This is a genomic window from Streptococcus sp. HMSC072C09 (genome assembly GCF_001813105.1).
Classification (GTDB): Bacteria; Bacillota; Bacilli; order Lactobacillales; family Streptococcaceae; genus Streptococcus.
Window position 1 is genome coordinate 18,262 of record NZ_KV811506.1, and the last position, 20,847, is coordinate 39,108.

23 protein-coding genes, 2 tRNA genes and 1 pseudogene are annotated in these 20,847 nt (G+C 44.8%); 24 read left to right on the forward strand and 2 right to left on the reverse strand.

Annotation, left to right across the window (positions count from 1 at the left end; translation table 11 throughout):
* Positions 1 to 16 precede the first annotated feature (16 nt).
* From secA2 to rsmA, 15 genes and pseudogenes are all read left to right on the forward strand, one after another.
* Positions 17 to 2,401, forward strand: a complete 2,385-nt coding sequence (gene secA2 / locus HMPREF2893_RS10150) for an accessory Sec system translocase SecA2 (protein ID WP_083312264.1) — start codon at positions 17 to 19, stop codon at positions 2,399 to 2,401.
* A gap of 11 nt (positions 2,402 to 2,412) precedes the next feature.
* Positions 2,413 to 3,927 (forward strand): accessory Sec system glycosyltransferase GtfA, encoded by a 1,515-nt coding sequence (gene gtfA, locus HMPREF2893_RS10155; protein ID WP_024056280.1) that lies wholly within the window; start codon positions 2,413 to 2,415, stop codon positions 3,925 to 3,927.
* On the forward strand, positions 3,911 to 5,266 hold the full coding sequence (gene gtfB / locus HMPREF2893_RS10160) for an accessory Sec system glycosylation chaperone GtfB (protein WP_024056279.1): 1,356 nt from the start codon (positions 3,911 to 3,913) through the stop codon (positions 5,264 to 5,266). The genes gtfA and gtfB overlap by 17 nt, the downstream gene beginning before the upstream one ends.
* Positions 5,259 to 5,450: an accessory Sec system protein Asp4 gene (gene asp4, locus HMPREF2893_RS10165; RefSeq protein ID WP_003003066.1), complete on the forward strand. Its 192-nt coding sequence runs from the start codon at positions 5,259 to 5,261 to the stop codon at positions 5,448 to 5,450. The genes gtfB and asp4 overlap by 8 nt, the downstream gene beginning before the upstream one ends.
* A gap of 1 nt (position 5,451) precedes the next feature.
* Positions 5,452 to 5,676, forward strand: a complete 225-nt coding sequence (locus HMPREF2893_RS10170; protein ID WP_003012425.1) for an accessory Sec system protein Asp5 — start codon at positions 5,452 to 5,454, stop codon at positions 5,674 to 5,676.
* A 365-nt stretch (positions 5,677 to 6,041) separates the two neighbouring features.
* Entirely contained in the window at positions 6,042 to 6,935 is an 894-nt protein-coding gene (locus HMPREF2893_RS10175) for a TDT family transporter (protein ID WP_070676009.1), read from the forward strand.
* Between the two features lie 85 nt (positions 6,936 to 7,020).
* The gene (locus HMPREF2893_RS10180; protein ID WP_070676011.1) at positions 7,021 to 7,698 is read left to right on the forward strand and encodes a CPBP family intramembrane glutamic endopeptidase; all 678 of its coding nucleotides are present in this window, start codon (positions 7,021 to 7,023) and stop codon (positions 7,696 to 7,698) included.
* A 78-nt stretch (positions 7,699 to 7,776) separates the two neighbouring features.
* Positions 7,777 to 8,118 (forward strand): ribonuclease P protein component, encoded by a 342-nt coding sequence (gene rnpA / locus HMPREF2893_RS10185; RefSeq protein ID WP_003002960.1) that lies wholly within the window; start codon positions 7,777 to 7,779, stop codon positions 8,116 to 8,118.
* 1 nt (position 8,119) lies between these two features.
* Entirely contained in the window at positions 8,120 to 8,935 is an 816-nt protein-coding gene (locus HMPREF2893_RS10190) for a YidC/Oxa1 family membrane protein insertase (protein ID WP_003015944.1), read from the forward strand.
* Positions 8,936 to 8,950: 15 nt separating this feature from the next.
* On the forward strand, positions 8,951 to 9,898 hold the full coding sequence (gene jag / locus HMPREF2893_RS10195; protein ID WP_024054752.1) for an RNA-binding cell elongation regulator Jag/EloR: 948 nt from the start codon (positions 8,951 to 8,953) through the stop codon (positions 9,896 to 9,898).
* Between the two features lie 75 nt (positions 9,899 to 9,973).
* Positions 9,974 to 10,604 (forward strand): annotated as a pseudogene (locus HMPREF2893_RS10200) (HI_0552 family protein).
* 147 nt (positions 10,605 to 10,751) lie between these two features.
* Entirely contained in the window at positions 10,752 to 10,886 is a 135-nt protein-coding gene (rpmH, locus tag HMPREF2893_RS10205) for a 50S ribosomal protein L34 (RefSeq protein WP_003003086.1), read from the forward strand.
* A 125-nt stretch (positions 10,887 to 11,011) separates the two neighbouring features.
* Positions 11,012 to 11,782: a TatD family hydrolase gene (locus tag HMPREF2893_RS10210; RefSeq protein ID WP_049483646.1), complete on the forward strand. Its 771-nt coding sequence runs from the start codon at positions 11,012 to 11,014 to the stop codon at positions 11,780 to 11,782.
* Positions 11,754 to 12,338: a ribonuclease M5 gene (gene rnmV, locus HMPREF2893_RS10215; RefSeq protein WP_176745632.1), complete on the forward strand. Its 585-nt coding sequence runs from the start codon at positions 11,754 to 11,756 to the stop codon at positions 12,336 to 12,338. Before HMPREF2893_RS10210 ends, rnmV begins: the two co-directional genes overlap by 29 nt.
* 52 nt (positions 12,339 to 12,390) lie before the next feature.
* Positions 12,391 to 13,266 (forward strand): 16S rRNA (adenine(1518)-N(6)/adenine(1519)-N(6))-dimethyltransferase RsmA, encoded by an 876-nt coding sequence (gene rsmA, locus HMPREF2893_RS10220; protein ID WP_023919235.1) that lies wholly within the window; start codon positions 12,391 to 12,393, stop codon positions 13,264 to 13,266.
* 44 nt (positions 13,267 to 13,310) lie between these two features.
* Here the strand turns inward: rsmA and HMPREF2893_RS10225 are convergent.
* Positions 13,311 to 13,400 (reverse strand) — tRNA-Ser (locus HMPREF2893_RS10225).
* Positions 13,401 to 13,404: 4 nt separating this feature from the next.
* Positions 13,405 to 13,487 (reverse strand) — tRNA-Leu (locus tag HMPREF2893_RS10230).
* 248 nt (positions 13,488 to 13,735) lie between these two features.
* Between HMPREF2893_RS10230 and rsgA the strand changes: the two genes are divergently transcribed.
* From rsgA to rpsG, 9 genes are all read left to right on the forward strand, one after another.
* Positions 13,736 to 14,614: a ribosome small subunit-dependent GTPase A gene (gene rsgA / locus HMPREF2893_RS10235; RefSeq protein WP_070676015.1), complete on the forward strand. Its 879-nt coding sequence runs from the start codon at positions 13,736 to 13,738 to the stop codon at positions 14,612 to 14,614.
* Positions 14,615 to 14,628: 14 nt separating this feature from the next.
* A complete protein-coding gene (gene rpe / locus HMPREF2893_RS10240; RefSeq protein ID WP_070466649.1) occupies positions 14,629 to 15,288 on the forward strand; it encodes a ribulose-phosphate 3-epimerase in 660 nt (219 codons plus the stop codon).
* Positions 15,281 to 15,913 (forward strand): thiamine diphosphokinase, encoded by a 633-nt coding sequence (locus HMPREF2893_RS10245; protein WP_049506567.1) that lies wholly within the window; start codon positions 15,281 to 15,283, stop codon positions 15,911 to 15,913. Before rpe ends, HMPREF2893_RS10245 begins: the two co-directional genes overlap by 8 nt.
* 1 nt (position 15,914) lies before the next feature.
* On the forward strand, positions 15,915 to 17,165 hold the full coding sequence (locus tag HMPREF2893_RS10250) for a DNA recombination protein RmuC (protein WP_049506568.1): 1,251 nt from the start codon (positions 15,915 to 15,917) through the stop codon (positions 17,163 to 17,165).
* Complete coding sequence (locus tag HMPREF2893_RS10255) at positions 17,152 to 18,096, forward strand: 3'-5' exoribonuclease YhaM family protein (RefSeq protein ID WP_021153975.1); 945 nt, start codon at positions 17,152 to 17,154, stop codon at positions 18,094 to 18,096. The genes HMPREF2893_RS10250 and HMPREF2893_RS10255 overlap by 14 nt, the downstream gene beginning before the upstream one ends.
* A gap of 135 nt (positions 18,097 to 18,231) precedes the next feature.
* A complete protein-coding gene (gene purR / locus HMPREF2893_RS10260; protein ID WP_049491697.1) occupies positions 18,232 to 19,047 on the forward strand; it encodes a pur operon repressor in 816 nt (271 codons plus the stop codon).
* A 23-nt stretch (positions 19,048 to 19,070) separates the two neighbouring features.
* Positions 19,071 to 19,652: a hypothetical protein gene (locus tag HMPREF2893_RS10265; protein WP_049491695.1), complete on the forward strand. Its 582-nt coding sequence runs from the start codon at positions 19,071 to 19,073 to the stop codon at positions 19,650 to 19,652.
* Positions 19,653 to 19,857: 205 nt separating this feature from the next.
* Positions 19,858 to 20,271 (forward strand): 30S ribosomal protein S12, encoded by a 414-nt coding sequence (rpsL, locus tag HMPREF2893_RS10270; RefSeq protein WP_003003125.1) that lies wholly within the window; start codon positions 19,858 to 19,860, stop codon positions 20,269 to 20,271.
* Between the two features lie 19 nt (positions 20,272 to 20,290).
* Positions 20,291 to 20,761: a 30S ribosomal protein S7 gene (gene rpsG / locus HMPREF2893_RS10275; RefSeq protein ID WP_003003105.1), complete on the forward strand. Its 471-nt coding sequence runs from the start codon at positions 20,291 to 20,293 to the stop codon at positions 20,759 to 20,761.
* Positions 20,762 to 20,847: the final 86 nt, after the last annotated feature.

The window sequence follows — 20,847 nt, forward strand, 5'->3', positions numbered from 1 at the left end:
ACTGCAAAAAAAGAGGATTACATTGGATTACGTTAAATTAAGAAACATCAAAAAAATCTTAAAAGAAGTCAATAGCTGGAAGGATGACATGGCCCGCTTGACGGATCGACAACTACAGGAGAAGACTGTGGAATTTCGGGAACGACTAGCAGAGGGCGAGACCTTGGATGATCTCTTGCCGGAAGCATTTGCGGTTGCGCGGGAAGCTGATAAACGGGTCTTGGGCATGTTTCCTTATGACGTGCAAGTCATGGGAGGAATTGTCCTCCACCAAGGCAATGTCGCTGAAATGAATACCGGTGAAGGAAAGACCTTGACGGCAACTATGCCGGTTTATCTCAATGCCTTAGAGGGCAAAGGGGTCATGGTTATTACGACCAATATCTATCTGGCAACTCGGGATGCAGAAGAGATGGGACAGGTCTACCGCTTTTTAGGCTTGACTGTTGGAGTTCCCTTGAAACAATCAGAAGACGAAGAATTAGATCCAGAAGCCAAACGGGAGATTTACCGGTCAGATGTCATTTATACGACTAATACTAGTCTGGGCTTTGACTATTTAACAGAGAACTTGACGGCTTCTGCAGATGGCCAATTTTTGGCAGACTTCAATTACGCCATTGTTGATGAGATTGATTCGGTGCTCCTTGATAGTGCTCAGACTCCCTTGATTATTTCTGGTTCTCCTCGGGTTCAATCCAACCTATATGGGATTATTGATACCCTGATCCAAACCTTCAAAGAAGGGGAAGACTTCAAGTTTGATGAAGAAAAGAAACGAGTTTGGTTGACTCGAAAAGGAGCTCATGCAGCAGAAGCCTTTCTAGCCATTCCCAACCTCTATGATCCCCAATACCGTGACTTGGTACGCCATATCAGCTTAGCCCTGCAGGCCAATAAAAACTTTATTAAGGATAAGGATTATGTCATCCATCCCAATGTCGAAGGGCAACCGGAGATTGTCTTACTAGACCAGGCGACGGGGCGCTTGATGGAAATGACCCGTTTGCAAGGAGGACTCCACCAGGCGATTGAAGCCAAAGAGGGTCTCAAGCTCACCCAAGAAACACGGGCCATGGCTTCTATTACTTACCAAAACCTCTTTAAGATGTTTCGGAAGTTGGGAGGCATGACCGGGACTGGGAAGGTCGCTGAGGCAGAGTTTCTTGATACCTATGCCATGTCAGTGATCAAGATCCCAACCAATCGCAAGAAGATCCGCAAAGATTTGCCGGATGAAATCTATCAGACCTTGCCAGAGAAAATCGTGGCTTCCTTGGATTATGTGAAGAAGGTCCACGAAAAGGGCAATCCGATTCTGGTCTTTGCCGGATCGGTTGAAATGTCGATTCTTTATTCGAATCTTCTTTTGCGCGAAGGGATTCCACACAATCTTCTCAATGCCAACAATGCTCCTCGAGAGGCCCAGATCATTAAGGAATCAGGTCGAAAAGGTGCTGTGACCGTTGCGACCTCAATGGCCGGTCGGGGAACCGATATCAAGTTGGGACCAGGAGTTGCTGAGTTAGGTGGCTTGGTGGTTGTCGGGACTGAGCGGATGATGAACCAGCGGATTGACCTTCAAATTCGGGGGCGTTCAGGTCGCCAAGGAGATCCCGGTTTGACCAAGTTCTTCGTCTCTTTGGAAGACGATTTGATGAAAAACTGGGGGCCAGACTGGATCCAGGATACCTATCAAGACTATGATGTGGATGAGCGGATTGGTTCTGCTAAAGCTCTGACCAAGCGCAAGTATAGAAACTTGGTGGAACGGGCTCAAAATGCTAGTGAAAGTTCTGGTCAGGCCAGTCGTCGGATGACGTTAGAATTTGCGGAAAGCATGAACATTCAGCGTGCCATCGTCTACGAAGAGCGCGACCGCTTGATCAAACAAGAAGGTCGCTTGGACAACATCGTTGAAAAAGTGCTTCGTTCCGTCTTTTCAAGCATAGTCCATAAAAAAGAGTACAAGGAACCGGTAGCTTTTTATCGCTATATGTTAGACAATGTTAGCTACCAAGTGGATCCGGATAAGGCCCACCAAACTTTCCGTAGCAAGAAAACCAAAGAAAATTTCTTATGGGAGATTGCTAAAAGCGAGTTGGAAGCTAAGTATGAGATCTTAGGCACCGATGAGGTGATCGCCCAATTCCAGCGCATGGCCATTCTAAAAGCTATCGACGAGAACTGGGTCGAGCAGGTAGACTATCTGCAACAATTGCGCATGGCGCTCTCTGGTCAGTACACCAGTCAGAAAAACCCTTTGGTAGAATTTTTCCAAGAAGCCTACCAATCCTTTGAACGAATGAAAGAGGCGGCCAAAGAACAAATGGTCCGCAATCTCTTACTGAGTCGAGTAGAAATCAATAAAAAAGGGGAAATTGTCTTGCATTTCCCATAAAAGAGGACATTATGACAGTATACAATATCAACCTTGGAATCGGTTGGGCTAGCAGTGGTGTTGAGTATGCCCAGGCCTACCGTGCCCAGTTGTTACGCAATATCCATCAACCAGCCAAGTTTGTCTTTATGGATATGATCCTAGCCGATAACATCCAGCATTTAACAGAAAATATCGGTTTTAAAAATGATGAAATTATCTGGCTCTATAGCCATTTTACAGATATAAAAATTGCACCAACAACCTATACCATTGATCAGGTCTTAGCAGGATTTGCCGGAAAACCGACTCGAGAAGAAGTCGATGGTAAGATCAAGCGCTTCTTTTATGAGGACCAGGACAACTTTTTGACCTGCTACCTGCGCGAAGAAAACAGTCCCTATGTCGAACGCTGCGAGTACGTGTCTAGAGGGATTTTAGTGAGAAAGGATTACTTCTCCTATACCCGCTATTGTACCGAGTACTTCATTCCCAAAAACAATCAAGCCAACTTGATTGAGCGCCGCTTTTACAATGAAGACGGGACAGTTGCCTACAGCATGCAGATGGCGGATGGTCGCGAAATTTATCGTTTCCCAGATCGCTACCTGGTTGGTCGCCAAGAATTGATCCGCTACTTCATGCAGACCCTTCAATTGACCAAACAAGATCTGGTGATTTTGGATCGGGAAACCAATATTGGTCAGCCTATCTTTGAAGAAGCGCAAAAAGCCCGCCTGGGGGTGGTCGTTCATGCCGAGCACTTCAGCGCCAATAATGTCGATGATCAGTATATCCTGTGGAATAACTACTACGAGTACCAATTTACCAATGCAGACAAGGTGGACTTCTTTATTGTCGCGACTGACCGCCAAAAAGAAATCTTGGCCGAGCAGTTTGCTAAATACACCAACCATCAGCCGGCTATCTATACCATTCCAGTTGGGAGTCTTGCAAGCCTGCCACAAAATGAAAATCGCACTCCATTTTCTATGATTACTGCCTCTCGTTTGGCGACAGAAAAGCATATTGACTGGTTGGTGCGAGCAGTGGTTCGCGCCAAAAGAGAATTGCCAGAACTGTCTTTTGACATCTATGGAAAAGGTGGAGAAGAAGGCAAGTTGCGTTCTCTAATTGATGAATTGGGGGCGGCAGACTATATCCATCTCAAAGGGCATGCCAATCTAGAGGAAATTTATAAGAATTATGAGGTTTACCTGTCAGCATCGACCAGTGAAGGCTTTGGGTTGACCTTGATGGAGGCGATTGGTTCTGGACTTCCGATTATCGGTTTTGATGTTCCTTATGGCAATCAGACCTTTGTCACAGAAGGTAAAAATGGCTATCTCATTCCACCATCAGCAGATCAAGTGGTCGACCAGATCGCTGCTGCCTTTGCAGATAAAATCATCCAGCTTTACAAAAAAGATGATCTAGCCAGCATGCGTCAAGCATCTTATGCGCGTGCAGAAGACTTTTTGACCAGCCGAGTAGAAGAAGCTTGGGCACAATTGATAGAAGAGGTGACACATGCTGAACATATTTGATAGTTATTCTCGTGAGAGCCAGGATTTGCTCCACTCTATGAAAGAGTCTGGCTTTGACCATCCGACCGTTGTTTTGGAGCCAAACGGTTTCTTACCAGACGGTGTTGAGTCTCCCTTTATCTATTTCTTAGGACAAGCAAAAGGGGAGAAGCGCGGACGCTACTTTAATGAAGTTCCAGTGCCTGATTTCTGGGAAGTTTCTGGGGATAACAGTTCGGGGAGAGTGACCTACTATGGTCAAGAAAAGGCTCGAATTGTTTACCATGCTGCTTCCTATAAACGCATCGTTGAGCGCTTAGAGTGGTTGGACGATAAGGGACAAGTGTTCATGATTGAGCGCTTCGACCAATACGGTCGCAAAATTGCCGTAACGACTTGTGGCGATCAGGGCCAACATTTGGTGACCACTTATTTTGAAGGGGATATCGAGCGCTTGACAGAGAATCACCAAACAGGGGATTTGATTTTGACCTTGGACCATCAACCCATGCGGATTTTCAAGAATCGCTTAGATTACTTTGTCTTTTATCTAGAGTATCGTGGTTTTGATTTGGATGGTTTGGTCTACAATACGCTGGCTACCTCCTTTAGCATTAGTCTCCAGTTGGGTAATAAAGGCATCAAAGGACGCGATGTCTTGGTGTGGCAAGAGCCTCTTCACGACAGCCTTCCGGGCAATATGCAGTTGATTCTAAAGAGCCCAGAAATCCGGACCAAGAAGATCTTGATTCCGCAAAATGCGACCTATCATCGTGCTTTGCAGTTGACCTCGCAAGATCAGCATAGCTATTTCGGTCCCCTTGGCTACCTGTATGATTTCAAGGTGAAAGACGATATCCGTAAAGACGCCTTTGTCTTGACCAATTCGGATCAGATCGAAGCCTTGACCTACCTAGTAGAGAACTTGCCGAATGTGACCTTCCGTGTAGCAGCTTTGACGGAGATGTCTGCGAGCCTCTTGTCTATGGTCCGCTACCCAAATGTAGTCTTGTACCAAAATATCAGTCAAGAGCGGATCAAAGAGTTGCTTAAGGTCTCTAGTATTTATCTGGATATCAACCACTATGCAGAGGTGCAAGGTATTGTTCGCAAGGCCTTCGAACACCAGCAAGTCATCCTTGCCTTTAGCCATACCCTGCATGACCGCCACTTCCTCGCACAAGCCAATATCTTTGATCAAGGAAAAGAAGCAGATATGGTGGCTCGTATCCAGGAAATCTACCAATCTGTGGATAACTACAGAGAAGCCGTTGCGCAACAAATTGCCCAATCAAGTAGCGTTGAGCCAGCTGTTTTCAAAGCTCGCTTGCAAGAAGGGATAGGTGGACATAGTGAGTGATCGTAAGAAAGACTTATTTTACAAAGAAGTAGAAGGACGGATGGAGTCTCTCAAACGCCGTCCTGCCGAAAAAGAAAAGACGACACGTTCTGAAAAGATCAATGTCACTTTTAATGTGATCATTGGTTTGGTGATTCTGCTGGGAGTTATTTTTACCCTCTTCAGAGTGTTAGGAGGATCCTAAGATGGAAATGGTATTTGCAATCGGGATCTCGATCTTATCCCTCGCTCTTGTGGTTCTGATCACCCTGCAGCCTCGCCAACAACAATCGCTTTCAACAGATGCGACCAGTAACCTAGGAAAGCCAAGTTACTGGCGGTCTCACCGTGGACTCAAGTTAGCGACCCTTGTTGTTAGTATCGTCTTTCTCCTATCCTTATTTCTTTATATGATGGTCGTACAGGCCTAGTCTTTAATAGAATGGATAAAAAGAAGTTGGTGTTTTCCAACTTCTTTTAGAATGTAATCCATCTGTTTCTTACATAATGCAACCTAAATGATACATAAAAAATTAAAGAGATATCTACAATTTGAAGAGGCTGGGACAAAAGTCCTAGCCTCTCAATTGTTTTTGGATTGTCGAGCAAGACGCAGTGGTTGAGTGGGCTCTACTACGCTGATTTCATCAGCTTTTACAGCCCTACTCAACTGTGCGGAGGTGGGACGACGAAATCGAATTCTAACGAATTACCGATTTCTCTCCCACTCTCTTTTTTATCCTGCTTCCTTCTCTTTTATGGTATACTGAAAGCGACAACATGATTGGAGCTCTCGATGAAAAAGATTCCCTTAGTATTTTCAGGATGTCTGTTAGGACTGGTTGGCGCTGGAAACCTTCTTGCAGACTCGCTACCCTTCCTTGCTCACGCCTTTAGTCTGACAGGTTTGTTCTTCTGGTTTTTCTTTGTCGTTTATCATGCGATTCGCTGGCAAGAAACCAAGATAGAATTCCAACAACCAGCCCTTTTATCTGGGATGGCGACTTTTCCCATGGCAGGGATGATTCTATCCACCTATCTTTTGCGCCTCTTTCCAGCCTTTGGGGGTCTATCACAGTTGGTCTGGTGGTCTGCCTTTCTCTTGGATCTGGGCTTAATTCTCTATTTTACCAAGACACATGTCCTAGCGCGACCAAGAGCCAATGCCACTCCCAGTTGGACCGTTCTCTATGTAGGCATTGCAGTAGCAGCTTTGACCTATCCCGTTGTGGGAATAAGAGAGATTGCTTATCTCGCTTTAGTGATTGGTTTTGGTTTGACCTTTCTTCTTTATCCCCTTATCTATCATGATTTGAAGCAGTCCCCCTTACCCAGTCATCTGTTGGGCCAAGAAGGCATCTATTGTGCTCCCTTTTCTCTTCTTTTAGCAGCCCTGGTTCGTGTGGGTGGAGCGAGCTTGCCCACCTGGTTCTTACTGATCATGGTGGTGGCCTCGCAAGGTTTTTATTTCTTTGTGTTGATGCGCCTACCGAAAATGATCAAAGAAGGTTTTCAACCTGCTTTTTCAGCCCTGACCTTTCCAACAGTCATCACAGCGACCTCTTTGAAAATGGCCCAAGGCTTGTTGCAACTACCTTTCTTGACAGTTCTTGTATGGCTGGAAACTCTTCTTTGTCTCTTGATTTTAGTCGCTGTCTTAGGTGGTTATGTGGCCTATCTCAGAGAGTAGGAAGGCATCCTTTTTCATTGAAACCTTGTCACGATTATGGTAAGATGCACTATACGATTTGTCATACTTTATAGGAAAGGTATCTATGAAATTCATCAAAGGAAAGCTCTCACTGCTGTATCCCCTCTTTCTGCTCTTGTTTTATTTTTATGTTCGGCCCCAATTTCGCCCCTTGGCCCAGTATGTCTCCAATAGTGTAGCAAGTGCCAATAGCTATTATTGGACCTTATTTGGCCTAGAAGGCCTCTATGCAGTCTTTACAGGATTTTTGGTCTATCGTTTTTCTAAAAAAGCGCAGTTTAAGCTGGGGAAGAACCCTCTTCAAGCTCTGATAGAAGCCGTTTTTGCGGCCTGTTTGGTTTACTGGTTGGACTACTTCATCAGTGGTTTTGTTCAAGGACGGGCAGCCGTTTTGAGTCTCTTTCCACGGGAAATTAGCCCAACAGGTGTGCTTATCCTAGTGATTGCAATGGTTATCATCCGGCCGGTGACAGAGGAGCTGATCTTTCGTGGAGCCTTGGTGAATGCCTACTTCAAAGGCTGGAAACTCTATGCTGAGATTTGGCTTCCAGCCCTCATCTACAGTGGCTTACATTTTCTCCACAATCCCTTTTCATTAGGAGCTTCTATCATCTATCTCCTGCCGAGTGTGATTTTTGGGACCCTGTATTATCGGAGCAAGACGCTCCTTTCTCCTATTTTGGCTCATATCTTGCTCAATCTCTACTACACCTTGCCTTTACTTTTATCTGTATTCAAGTAGCAACCGATTTCCTGAGTGAGATTGGTTTTTTTTGAAAATATGGTATAATAGAATAAATTTAATAGAGGGAGTTGAGGTTTGAAAAAAAGCTACCGCGTCAAACGTGACAAAGATTTTAATGCTATTTTTAAAAGTGGTCAAAATGTTGCCAATCGGAAATTCGTTGTTTACCGCTTGCGCAAAGACCAACCACATTTTCGAGTCGGCCTGTCTGTTAGTAAGAAGCTGGGAAATGCTGTGACTAGAAATCGCATCAAACGTTTGATTCGCCATGTTTTGATCAAACACCAAGCCTTCCTTACGACCGATGATTTTGTCGTCATTGCTCGTAAAGGAGTGGAGGAGCTCGACTTCCATCAAGTTGAGAAAAATCTTGTACATGTCTTAAAATTAGCGCATGTCTACCAAGAAAGGGAATAATGTGAAAAAGAAACTGAAGTTAACTGGATTATTAGGAGCAGCCTTATTGGTCTTGACAGCTTGTGGGACCTCTCAAGTGACAGCTCAGTCGACAGGTGGTTGGGAACGCTTCGTCTACTTCTTTGCCGAAGCCATTCGCTTCTTGTCATTTGGCGGAAGTATCGGTGTGGGGATTATCGTCTTTACCATTGTCATCCGGACGGTCCTCTTGCCGCTTTTCCAATATCAAATGAATTCAACCCGCAAGATGCAGGAAATTCAACCCCTACTCAAGGAATTGCAAGCCAAGTATCCTGGAAAGGATCTAGATAGTCGGACCAAGCTTTCTGAAGAGATGCGGGCCCTTTACAAGGAAAAAGGCGTCAAAACATCTTCAGCCTTTCTTCCTCTCTTGATTCAGATGCCGGTTTTGATGGCCTTATTCCAAGCGCTGAGCCGTGTCGAATTCCTTAAAGTTGGTCACTTCCTTTGGTTGGACCTTGGCGCGATCGACCCGACTTACATCTTGCCGGTTCTTGCAGCGCTCTTCACATTTTTCAGTAGTTGGTTGACCAATAAAGCCATGCCAGAGCGCAATGGGAGTGCAACAACCATGATGTATGTGATGCCTGTGATGATCTTCTTCTTTGCCTTGTTCTCAGCTAGCGGGGTCGCACTCTACTGGGTGACTTCCAATGCTTACCAAGTCGGACAGACCTATCTCTTGAACAACCCCTTCAAGATTATCGCAGAGCGTGAAGCAAAAGAGCAAGCTTCGCGAGACATGGAAAAACAAAAACGCCGTGCCCTAAACAAAGCACAGAAAAAGAAAAAATAAGAAAGAGGTGGACATATGGTCCTATATACTGGAGCAACTGTTGAAGAAGCCATTCAAAAAGGCCTGAACGATTTAGATATTCCCCGTATGAAGGCACACATTACAGTTGTAGCGCGTGAGAAGAAAGGTTTTCTTGGCTTGTTTGGGAAAAAACCAGCCCAGGTTGAGATTGAGCCGATTGCAGAAACAACGGTTGTGAAAGCCAATCAAAAAGCCGTCAAAGGTGTCCCAGATGAAATCAATGCGCAAAACGAGCCGGTTAAGACAGTGAGCGAAGCAACGATCGATCTCGGACGCGTCGTTGCAGCGATCAAAAAGGTCGAAGAAGAAGGAGAAGTTGTCTCTGAAGAAATCAAGACAGAAATCCTCAAACATGACAAAGAAGCAGATACCGTTCTTGAAGAAAAAGGGCATGAACATATCCTTGAGAAGGTTAAAGAACCAGTAGCAAAAGAATCAAATGAGTCTGATTTCTCAAACCTTGGTATCGAAGTAGAGGAAAACTACAATATCGAAGAAGTCGTCACAGATGTGACAGCCTATGTTCAAACAGTAATCGATGAAATGGATGTGGATGCGACCATCTCAAGCAGTCACAACCGCCGTACGGTCAATATGCAAATTGATACCAATGAACCGGGACGTGTCATTGGATACCACGGAAAAGTCTTGAAGGCTCTTCAACTTTTGGCGCAAAATTACCTCTATAACCGCTACTCAAAGAATTTTTACATTACCATTAATGTTAATGACTATGTAGAACACCGGGCGGAAGTTCTTCAAAGCTATGCTCAGAAGTTGGCAACGCGTGCCCTCGAAGATGGGCAAGCCCAACAGACAGATCCGATGTCAAACAGTGAACGCAAAATCATTCACCGGATTGTCTCTAAGATGGAAGGAGTCACTAGCTACTCTGAAGGGGAAGAACCAAACCGTTACGTAGTGGTAGACATCGAAGGATAATCAAGCTATTATTTCCCATAAGGGAGAGACGGGATTGAGCCGATCTCTCCTTTTTTAGGTTTAGAAAGGAAGCAGATGGCATTTGCAGCGATTCGAGAGTTTTTAAAGCTTCAAGGAATTCACTACCAGGCCCCAGCAAAGGCAGGCGTGCTAGCCTCAGAGATGGAGCAGTATCGTGCTCTAGCTCAAGCGGCTCGTAAGGAATTCACCGATTTGGTCTCAGCCTTTCAGAAGCGTCACCCCTATTTGGAGCAAGATCGGACCAGTCAATGGATGAACCAGGCCCAGGTCTTGCGACCTCATTTTTGGGCCTATCTAAAAGGAGAAGGGACGATGGCAGAACCTATGTTTGCCTTGAGGCTCTATGGAGATGCAGCTGATTTTGGAGTTTCCTTAGAGGTGAGTTTTATCGAGCGAAAAAAAAGATGAGCAGAGCCTTCAAAAACAACAAATGGTTCTCACCCTTCCCATCACTCAGCCAGTTTATTATTTCGCCCAGAAAAATGGAGAGAGTCAAAGGGTAGAAGGAACAGAAAAGAATCGTCATGATCTGTTACAAGCAGTAGCAGAAGGGGCGGTTCGTAAGGTCCTCGTCAAATACGATGTTTCTCTAGTCGTGGAAGATTCTCTTGAGGATATCCTGGATCAGTTGCAAGAGGCGCTGGTGGCTCTGGAACCCTATTACTTGGCAACCCGTCAGGTGTAGAAAGGTTTTCTCCGACCTGTATTTGCAACAATTTTGCCATAGCTATTGACAAATAGAGCTGAATCCGATAGAATAGTAAAGTATGTTTAGTAACTGATCACAACTAGCCGGCTAAACGAATACAAAATCTATGAGGAGGTATTCATCGTGAAACGTACTTATCAACCAAGTAAACTTCGTCGTGCGCGCAAACATGGTTTCCGTCACCGTATGGCAACTAAAAACGGTCGTCGCGTATTGGCAGCTCGTCGTCGTAAAGGACGCAAAGTTTTGGCTGCCTAATTCAGATAAAAAACTAAAAACCAGTAGAAACTCGAGACTACTGGTTTTTGTTTTGTCCGAAAGTGAATTTAGAGGCGCTTTCTGCTATAATAGAAAGAAGAAAAACTCGGAAGAAAAGGAAGATCATGCAGATTTTTGATACCCACACCCATCTCAATGTGGAAGAATTCGCAGGAAAAGAACAAGAAGAGCTGGACTTGGCCAAGGAAATGGGCGTTGTAGCTCATAATATTGTCGGTTTTGACAAACCAACGATTGAGCGAGCCATGGAGTTGGCAGACCAGCATCCAGAGCTCTATCTCACACTTGGTTGGCACCCCACTGAGGCGGGCGATTATAGTCCTGAAGTGGAGGCCTATTTACTTGAACAGTTGAAACATCCCAAAGTCATCGCCCTAGGAGAAATTGGTCTGGATTACCACTGGATGACAGCACCAAAAGATGTTCAAGAAAAGGTTTTTCGTCGTCAGATTCAATTGTCTAAGGACTTGGACTTGCCTTTCGTGGTGCATACGCGTGATGCTCTTGAAGATACCTATGCCATCATCAAGAGTGAAGGAGTCGGGCCTCGCGGTGGGATCATGCATTCCTTCTCAGGAAGTTTAGAAGAAGCCAAACGCTTCATGGATCTGGGAATGATGATCTCCTTTTCTGGAGTGGTGACGTTTAAGAAAGCCACAGATGTCCAAGAAGCAGCAGCTGGCCTGCCGCTCGATAAGATCTTGGTTGAAACAGATGCTCCTTACCTGGCACCAGTTCCCAAACGTGGCCGAGAAAATAAAACAGCCTACACTCGTTATGTAGTAGACTTCATTGCAGAACTACGTGGCTTAACAACAGAAGAAGTGGCTCAGACAACCTATGACAATGCAAGAAAGGTATTTGGCCTTGACTGAGAAAAGAAAAATACCGGAAGTGATTGTTGTTGAAGGCAAGGACGACACAGCCAATCTCCGTCGTTTTTATGAGGTGGATACCTATGAAACACGAGGCTCTGCGATCGATCAAGATGACTTGGAACGAATTGCTACCTTGCAAGAGTTGCGTGGGGTCATTGTTTTTACCGATCCAGACTATAATGGCGAGCGCATTCGCAAGATCATTATGCAAGAGGTGCCCCAGGCCAAACATGCCTTTTTAAATCGAGGCGAAGCAGTACCCAAGTCCAAGACCAAGGGGCGTTCCTTGGGAGTGGAGCATGCTAGCTTTGAAGACTTAGAAAAAGCCCTAGCTGGACTGGTCGGGTCTTACGAAGATGAAAATTTCTTTGATATCACAAAGACCGACTTGATGCGGCTTGGACTGTTGATGGGAAGCGATAGTCGCAAACGACGAGAATACTTAGGAGAAGCCTTGCGCATCGGCTACTGCAATGGCAAGCAATTGATCAAACGCTTGGAGTTGTTTGGAATTAGTTTAGCACAAGTCGAAGAGGCGATGGCTAGTTATTAAGACGGAAGTAGAGGGGATCCTTTACCCCTAAACTGATTAGAAAAGAGAAAAAATGAGAATTGCAGATTATAGCGTGACCAAGGCAGTGCTGGAGCGTCACGGATTTACCTTTAAAAAATCCTTCGGTCAAAACTTTTTGACCGATACCAACATCCTTCAAAAAATTGTGGATACGGCAGAGATCGATAAGCAGGTCAATGTCATCGAAATTGGTCCTGGGATTGGGGCACTTACTGAGTTCTTGGCAGAAAATGCCGCAGAAGTCATGGCCTTTGAGATCGATGACCGCTTGGTTCCTATTTTGGCGGATACCTTACGGGATTTTGATAATGTCACAGTTGTCAACCAAGACATCCTCAAGGTAGACCTCAACCAGTACATCGCAGAGTTTAAAAATCCAGACCTTCCGATCAAGGTGGTGGCTAACCTTCCGTATTACATCACAACTCCCATCCTCATGCACTTGATCGAATCCAAGATTCCTTTCCAAGAATTTGTGGTCATGATGCAAAAAGAGGTGGCAGACCGCATCTCGGCTGAGCCCAACACCAAGGCTTATGGTTCTTTATCCATTGCAGTCCAATACTATATGACTGCTAAGGTAGCCTTTATCGTGCCTCGCACCGTCTTTGTGCCAGCACCAAACGTCGACTCTGCCATTTTGAAGATGGTCCGTCGCGAAGAACCAGCAGTAGCTGTCAAGGATGAAGATTTCTTCTTCTCTGTCAGCAAGGCTAGCTTTGTCCACCGCCGCAAAACACTTTGGAACAACTTGACTAGTCGCTTTGGCAAGACCGAAGAAATCAAAGCCAAACTGGAAGCAGGAATCCAAGCTGCAGGCCTGCAACCTTCTGTACGAGGAGAAGCTCTGAGCTTAGAAGACTTCGCTCGCCTAGCAGATGGCCTTCTAGAAGTAGGAATAAAATAACAGAAAAGACATGAGCTTCGTAGCTCATGTCTTGTTTTTGTAGAAGGAAAGGACGGGATTTGAACCCGCGCGTGAATAAAAATCCACTTGCCGGATTTCGAGTCCGGTGCCGTACCGAGCTGGGCCACCTTTCCAAGATGCGGAGAAAGGGATTTGAACCCTCACGCCCGAAGGGGCACATGCGCCTGAAGCATGCGTGTCTGCCGTTCCACCACCTCCGCATAGTTCTATTATACACTTTTTAGGAAAAATGCCAAGGAAAAAAAGGAAGGTGCCCTTTCCCGAATTCTGCTAAAAGACAAGTCATAACGGATACTCCGTCTTCTGTTTCTATCCGTTTAAAAAACGAACCTATTCGTTTCTAAAAGCGTTCGGAGAGGTTCACTTTTCGTTTTTTATTATCAAGCAATCCAGCCTTATTTCTCATTTTTTGGTATAATAGATAGTATTAATCTCAAAGGAGTGCGATTTGCAAGGAACAATCGTCAAGGCCTTGGCTGGCTTCTACTACGTGGAGTCAGACGGTCACATTTACCAGACACGGGCTCGTGGAAATTTTAGAAAAAAAGGACAGACTCCTTATGTGGGGGATCAGGTGGAGTTCTCTGCTGAAGAGAATTCGGAAGGCTACATTTTGAGCATTGCGCCTCGAAAAAATAGCCTCGTGCGTCCTCCTATTGTCAATATTGATCAGGCAGTAGTGATCATGTCAGCGAAGGAGCCGGATTTCAATGCCAATCTTTTAGACCGTTTTCTGGTTCTTTTGGAGCACAAGGGGATTCATCCCATTGTCTATATTTCAAAACTGGACTTGTTAGAAGATATGGAAGACATCCAATACTACCAAGGAATCTATCAGGCTATTGGCTACGACTTTGTCTTGTCGATTGAGGAACTCTTGCCCCTTTTGACCAATCAAACCACGGTCTTTATGGGACAGACCGGTGTAGGAAAATCGACCTTGCTCAATAAAATCGCTCCGGATCTGGAGCTTGAAACGGGTGAGATTTCAGATAGTCTGGGGCGCGGTCGACACACGACCCGAGCTGTCAGCTTTTACCATTTAAATGGAGGAAAGATCGCAGATACGCCTGGCTTCTCCTCCCTCGATTATGAAGTGACGACCAGCGAAGACTTAAATCAAGCCTTCCCAGAGATCGCCGATGTGAGCCACTCTTGTAAATTTCGTACCTGTACCCACACGCATGAGCCAGCTTGTGCGGTGAAACCAGCCGTTGAAAGAGAGGAAATTGCACCTTTCCGTTATAAGGATTACTTGCAATTTCTAAGTGAGATTGAAAACCGTCGCGAAACCTATAAAAAAGTTTCGAAAAAAATGCCAAAATAGGAGACACTACAACGATGAAAACAATGAAAATTGCACCCTCAATTTTGAGTGCCGATTATGCCAATTTTGAAAGTGAATTGAAACGCTTAGAAGCAGCAGGAGCTGACTATGCCCATATCGATGTCATGGATGGCCATTTTGTGCCCAATATCAGCTTTGGAGCTGGTGTCGTAGAGAGCATGCGTCCACATAGCAAGTTGGTCTTTGATTGCCACTTGATGGTCACCAATCCTGAACACCATATCGAAGAATTTGCCCGTGCAGGTGCTGACATCATCAGCATCCATGTGGAAGCTACTCCCCATATTCACGGAGCTCTTCAAAAAATTCGTCAAGCAGGTGTGAAGGCTAGTGTCGTGATCAATCCAGGAACTCCTGTAGTCAGTATCAAACATGTCTTGAACTTGGTAGATCAAGTCTTGGTCATGACCGTTAATCCAGGATTCGGTGGCCAAGCCTTCTTGCCTGAAACCATGGACAAGGTGCGCGAATTAGCCGCGCTTCGTGAAGAAAAAGGCTTAGGCTTTGATATCGAAGTCGATGGAGGAATTGATGGCCAAACTATTTCCCAAGCAAAAGAAGCCGGGGCCAATGTCTTTGTAGCAGGCTCTTATGTCTTTAATGGAGATGTTAATGAGCGTGTTCAAACGCTCCGAGATGCTGTAAATGGGTAAGATCGCAATACTGGCAGGAGGGGACAGCACGCTTTTGCCAAGAAATCATGACGCTTATGTAGGCGTTGATGGTGGCTGTTTGAAGTTACTGGAACAAGGCCTGCCATTAGATATAGCTGTGGGGGATTTCGATTCCGTCTCTGAGACTGATTTGAATAAGATCCGTATCCAAGCCAAGCAGGTTATTCAATCCATCCCTGAAAAGAACGATACGGATTTGGAATTGGCCTTGAAAGCAGTCTTTGAAGCCTATCCAGAGGCTATTATCACCGTTTATGGTGCCTTTGGCGGTCGCTTGGATCACTTCTTGTCTAATATCTTTTTACCGACCGATCCAGACCTAGCTCCCTACATGGATCAGATCCAATTAGTCGATGGTCAAAACCGCTTAATCTACAGACCAGCTGGCTGCCATGAGATTCAGCCAGATCCAGCCATGTCCTATGTTGGTTTTATGCCTGTCGGACAAGGCCACTTAGAGATCACAGGGGCCAAGTATCCGCTCCATCAGGATAATTATTTTTTGAAGGCCATGTATGGCTCCAATGAATTTTTGGATCAACCGATTCAAGTGAGTCTTGACCGTGGCTATCTTGTCATTGTTTATAGTAAAGACAGAGGTTAATATGAATATCATTCTGCTTCTGATTGGCCTGCTCAATCTGGGCCTCCTCATCTATCTCTTGCAACGGTCAGATGATACTAGACCGGCTTTACGAGAGATGCTGGAAGACCATGAGGATCATTTGACAGACCAGTTGGACTATCGTTTTGAAAAAGAAAGACAAGCAAGCCAGATTGCCAATCAGCAGTTAGAGATCGCCCTGACAGATCGCTTAACCGAGATGCGAGTGGAGATCCACCAGCAGACGACGGCTCTGCGCGCTGAGATGAACGAGCACTTTACTAAAAATCGGGACAAAACAGATGAGCGTATGCGCCAGATTCAAGAGTCCAATGAAGTGCGGCTAGAACAGATGCGCCAAACGGTAGAAGAAAAATTGGAGAAAACCTTGCAGCACCGCTTGCAGACCTCCTTTGAGACGGTTTCAAAACAATTGGAGTCGGTCAACAAAGGGTTGGGAGAAATGCAGACGGTGGCGAGGGATGTCGGAACCCTTAATAAAGTTCTCTCCAATACCAAGACGCGTGGGATTATGGGCGAATTGCAGCTGGGCCAAATCATTGAAGATATCTTGACTCCAGCCCAGTATGAGCGGGAGTTTGTCACCGTTCCCCAATCCAGTGAGCGCGTGGAATATGCCATTAAGCTTCCGGGGCAAGGAGAGGAACCAGTCTATCTACCGATTGACTCTAAATTCCCACTGGAAGACTACTATCGTCTGGAAGAAGCTTATGAATCAGGAGAGAAAGAGGAGATCGAGCGTTACCGCAAGGCCCTTCTTGCTAGTATCAAGCGTTTTGCTAAAGATATTCAACAAAAATACCTCTTTCCACCAGCGACGACTAATTTCGGAATTCTCTTTTTGCCAACTGAAGGCCTCTATTCCGAAGTGGTTCGCAATCCAGCATTCTTCGATCGCTTGCGTCGGGACGAACAAATTTTAGTGGCTGGTCCAAGCACGCTATCAGCCCTCTTGAACTCCTTGTCTGTTGGCTTTAAAACGCTTAACATCCAAAAGAGTGCAGACGATATTAGTAAAGTGTTGGGATCGGTCAAATCAGAATTCCACAAGTTTGGAGGGATTCTGGCCAAGACCCAGCGCCATTTAAAAAATGCTTCCAATAATATTGATGATTTGCTAACCAGACGGACTAGTGCCATCGAGCGGACACTCCGCCAAATCGAAAGCGATGAGGACCTGCTGGGACTAGATGTATATATAGAAGATGGAGAAGATGATGGTCAAAATTAGCCAAATGAAAAAAGATGAATTGTTCGAAGGATTCTATTTAATCAAGTCAGCAGAAGTGCGTCAAACGCGGGCCGGGAAAAACTACCTCGCCTTTGTCTTCCAGGATGAGACCGGTACGATCGAAGGCAAATTATGGGATGCCCAACCCCACAATGTAGAGAGCTTTACAGCTGGGCGCGTGGTCCATATGTCTGGACGTCGAGAAGTTTACAATAATACTCCGCAAGTCAACCAATTAAACATGCGCTTGCCCCAAGCAGGAGAGCCCAACAATCCAGCAGACTTTAAGGAAAAACCACCAGTAGATCCCAAAGAATTGCATGAATACTTGTCAAACATGATTTTCAAAATTGAAAATCCAGTCTGGCAACGGATTGTTCGGGCCCTCTATGGGAAATATGAGAAAGAGTTTTATAGCTATCCAGCTGCTAAGACCAACCACCATGCCTTTGAAGCCGGTCTCGCTTATCATACGGCGACCATGGTCCGTTTGGCAGATAGTATCGGTGATATCTATCCTCAGTTGAATAAAAGTTTGCTCTTTGCAGGGATTATGTTACACGATTTGGCCAAAGTGATCGAGTTGACGGGACCTGAAAATACAGAATACACTGTTCGAGGCAACCTCATCGGCCACATTGCACTGATCGATGAAGAAATCACCAAGGTCTTGCAAGACTTGAAGATTGATGATCAAAAAGAAGAAGTGATCGTCCTTCGCCATGTGATCTTGAGTCACCATGGCTTGCTGGAATACGGTAGTCCTGTTCGTCCAAAAATCATGGAAGCAGAGATTATTCATATGATCGATAATTTGGATGCGGAAATGATGATGATGACAACAGCCCTTGGCTTAATTGGTCCTGGCGAAATGACCAATAAAATCTTCGCCATGGAAAATCGTTCCTTCTATAAACCGAATCTCGACTAGTAAAAACAGGGATAAATACGGGAATGATTCTGCCAAAAATAAAATAATCAGGAAAAAACGGCCTTCTGTAAATCAGAATGTTCGTTTTTTTCGCTTCTTATGGTATAATGATAGAAAAAACTACATGGTGAGAAAATGAAATTAAGAAGAAGTGAACGGATGGTCGTAATTTCTAATTACTTGATCAACCATCCCTATGAATTGACTAGCCTCAATACGTTTGCGGAAAAGTATGAGTCTGCCAAGTCTTCCATCTCAGAAGATATCGTGATCATTAAGCGTGCGTTTGAAGAGATGGAAATCGGAAATATTGAGACCATTACAGGAGCTGGTGGAGGTGTTATCTTTACACCGTCTATCTCAGATCAAGAATCCAAAGAAATCGTCGAAGATCTTTGCAAGCAACTGTCTGAAAGTGATCGTATCCTTCCTGGTGGCTACATTTACCTGTCTGATCTTTTGAGCAATCCGAAGATTTTGAATCGGATCGGCCGCATCATTGCCAAAGCCTTCCGGGGCAAGAAGATTGATGCTGTCATGACCGTAGCGACTAAGGGAGTTCCTCTAGCTAATGCAGTAGCCAATGTCTTGAATGTTCCATTCGTCATTGTCCGTCGTGATTTGAAAATCACTGAAGGGTCAACCGTTAGTGTCAACTATGTTTCCGGCTCAAGTGGGGATCGTATTGAGAAAATGTTCCTTTCAAAGCGGAGCCTAAAAGCAGGAAGCCGGGTCTTGATTGTCGATGATTTCCTTAAAGGTGGCGGAACGATTAACGGAATGGTCAGCCTCTTGTCTGAATTTGATTCTGAATTAGCAGGAGTAGCTGTCTTTGCGGATAATGCTGCAACCGACCGGGAATTCTTTGAACACAAATCCTTATTGCGCGTGACCAACATCGATGTAAAAGAAAATAAATTGAGTGTCGAAGTTGGGAATATCTTTGATTAAGAGCAACAAAGGAGGATCAAAAAGTGAAAAGAATTTTAGATCGATTTGATAATAGTCCTTTGTGGATTCGCTTGGTGACAGTTCTGTCTCTATCCTTTATTTTGGTAGCTGGTTTGTATACCGTTAAAAAGAATACGGCTGCCCAGGTAACGACAGAAATTCAACCTGCTAAAAAAACAGGTTCCCTTCCAGTGAAAAAGGAAACAAAGGAAGAAAAAGAAAAGAAGGAAGAAAAGAAAAATACAGAAGCTGCTGAAAAAGCAGTCGTTCAAATGGAAACAACGCCAAGTCAAGATTCTGTGAACGCTGCCCAAGCTGCTGTGAAGAAAGTCAAAGATGCGACTCAAAAGCAATCGCTTGAAGCCCGTATTCAATACATCGCTAACTATTATGGACTGACCTATGAGAGCGACACAGCGGCAACACAGCAGACTCAAACAGACGCTAATGCCAACGCAAATGCTAATGCCAATGCTAATGCTAATGCTAATGCCAATGCTGGAGTAGCTGGAGCCAATGCGACAGTTCAACCACAACAGCAACAACAACAGTATGCTCCGGCTGCAGATGCAGGGGTAGAAGTACCTGCTGAAGCTGGTCAATAATGAACTTTTTCGACTTCTTTAAAAAATAAAAAAACATCTTGCAATCAAAGTGCCGTCATGTTATAATAATAGACGGTACTTTTTACTTTTGGTCTCTCAAGAGTGTACAGGGACGTGCTGACAAATGTTGCAAAAGTACACACAGATGGTAGCTGTCACCAAGTGTACCATCACCAAAAATAAAAAATTTCACAGGAGAATGTAGATGCCTACAATTAACCAATTGGTTCGCAAACCGCGTAAATCAAAAGTAGAAAAATCTAAATCACCAGCTTTGAACGTTGGTTACAACAGTCATAAAAAAGTTCAAACAAACGTTTCTTCACCACAAAAACGTGGTGTTGCAACTCGTGTTGGAACAATGACACCTAAAAAACCTAACTCAGCCCTTCGTAAATTCGCTCGTGTACGTTTGAGCAACTTGATCGAAGTAACTGCTTATATCCCAGGTATCGGACACAACTTGCAAGAACACAGCGTGGTTCTTCTTCGTGGTGGACGTGTAAAAGACCTTCCAGGGGTACGTTACCATATCGTCCGTGGAGCACTTGATACTGCAGGTGTAAACGATCGTAAACAAGGCCGTTCTAAATACGGTACTAAAAAACCAAAAGCATAAGGAAAGGGGATAAAGAAAAATGAGTCGTAAAAACCGTGCGCCTAAACGCGATGTATTGCCAGATCCGCTTTACAATTCACAATTAGTTACTCGTCTTATCAACCGCGTTATGCTTGATGGTAAACGTGGTACAGCTGCTTCAATCGTATACGGAGCTTTCGAACAAATTAAAGAAGCTACTGGAAACGACGCTCTTGAAGTATTCGAAACAGCTATGGAAAACATTATGCCTGTACTTGAAGTACGTGCTCGCCGTGTCGGTGGTTCTAACTACCAAGTCCCAGTTGAAGTTCGTCCAGAACGTCGTACAACACTTGGACTTCGTTGGTTGGTAACAATCGCTCGTCAACGTGGTGAACACACAATGGTTGATCGTCTTGCAAAAGAAATCTTGGATGCAGCGAACAACACTGGTGCAGCTGTTAAGAAACGTGAAGATACTCACCGTATGGCTGAAGCTAACCGTGCATTCGCACACTTCCGCTGGTAAGATTAAGATACTGAGGGCGTTAAAAAAGCGACTGAAAATTAGGAAGCTTGACGAAGAATCAAGGATTCTAGGAAAGCTTATCTATT

Excerpts from the sequence above, each read along its gene's own strand:
- gtfB (WP_024056279.1), top strand. The coding sequence starts at position 3,911 with ATGCTGAACATATTTGATAGTTATTCTCGTGAGAGCCAGGATTTGCTC.
- rsmA (WP_023919235.1), top strand. The coding sequence starts at position 12,391 with ATGAGAATTGCAGATTATAGCGTGACCAAGGCAGTGCTGGAGCGTCAC.
- rpsL (WP_003003125.1), top strand. The coding sequence starts at position 19,858 with ATGCCTACAATTAACCAATTGGTTCGCAAACCGCGTAAATCAAAAGTA.
- jag (WP_024054752.1), top strand. The coding sequence starts at position 8,951 with ATGGTCCTATATACTGGAGCAACTGTTGAAGAAGCCATTCAAAAAGGC.
- HMPREF2893_RS10250 (WP_049506568.1), top strand. The coding sequence starts at position 15,915 with ATGAATATCATTCTGCTTCTGATTGGCCTGCTCAATCTGGGCCTCCTC.
- purR (WP_049491697.1), top strand. The coding sequence starts at position 18,232 with ATGAAATTAAGAAGAAGTGAACGGATGGTCGTAATTTCTAATTACTTG.
- rnmV (WP_176745632.1), top strand. The coding sequence starts at position 11,754 with ATGCAAGAAAGGTATTTGGCCTTGACTGAGAAAAGAAAAATACCGGAA.
- HMPREF2893_RS10210 (WP_049483646.1), top strand. The coding sequence starts at position 11,012 with ATGCAGATTTTTGATACCCACACCCATCTCAATGTGGAAGAATTCGCA.
- rpsG (WP_003003105.1), top strand. The coding sequence starts at position 20,291 with ATGAGTCGTAAAAACCGTGCGCCTAAACGCGATGTATTGCCAGATCCG.
- HMPREF2893_RS10175 (WP_070676009.1), top strand. The coding sequence starts at position 6,042 with ATGAAAAAGATTCCCTTAGTATTTTCAGGATGTCTGTTAGGACTGGTT.
- HMPREF2893_RS10255 (WP_021153975.1), top strand. The coding sequence starts at position 17,152 with ATGGTCAAAATTAGCCAAATGAAAAAAGATGAATTGTTCGAAGGATTC.
- HMPREF2893_RS10180 (WP_070676011.1), top strand. The coding sequence starts at position 7,021 with ATGAAATTCATCAAAGGAAAGCTCTCACTGCTGTATCCCCTCTTTCTG.
- gtfA (WP_024056280.1), top strand. The coding sequence starts at position 2,413 with ATGACAGTATACAATATCAACCTTGGAATCGGTTGGGCTAGCAGTGGT.
- HMPREF2893_RS10170 (WP_003012425.1), top strand. The coding sequence starts at position 5,452 with ATGGAAATGGTATTTGCAATCGGGATCTCGATCTTATCCCTCGCTCTT.
- rpe (WP_070466649.1), top strand. The coding sequence starts at position 14,629 with ATGAAAACAATGAAAATTGCACCCTCAATTTTGAGTGCCGATTATGCC.
- HMPREF2893_RS10245 (WP_049506567.1), top strand. The coding sequence starts at position 15,281 with ATGGGTAAGATCGCAATACTGGCAGGAGGGGACAGCACGCTTTTGCCA.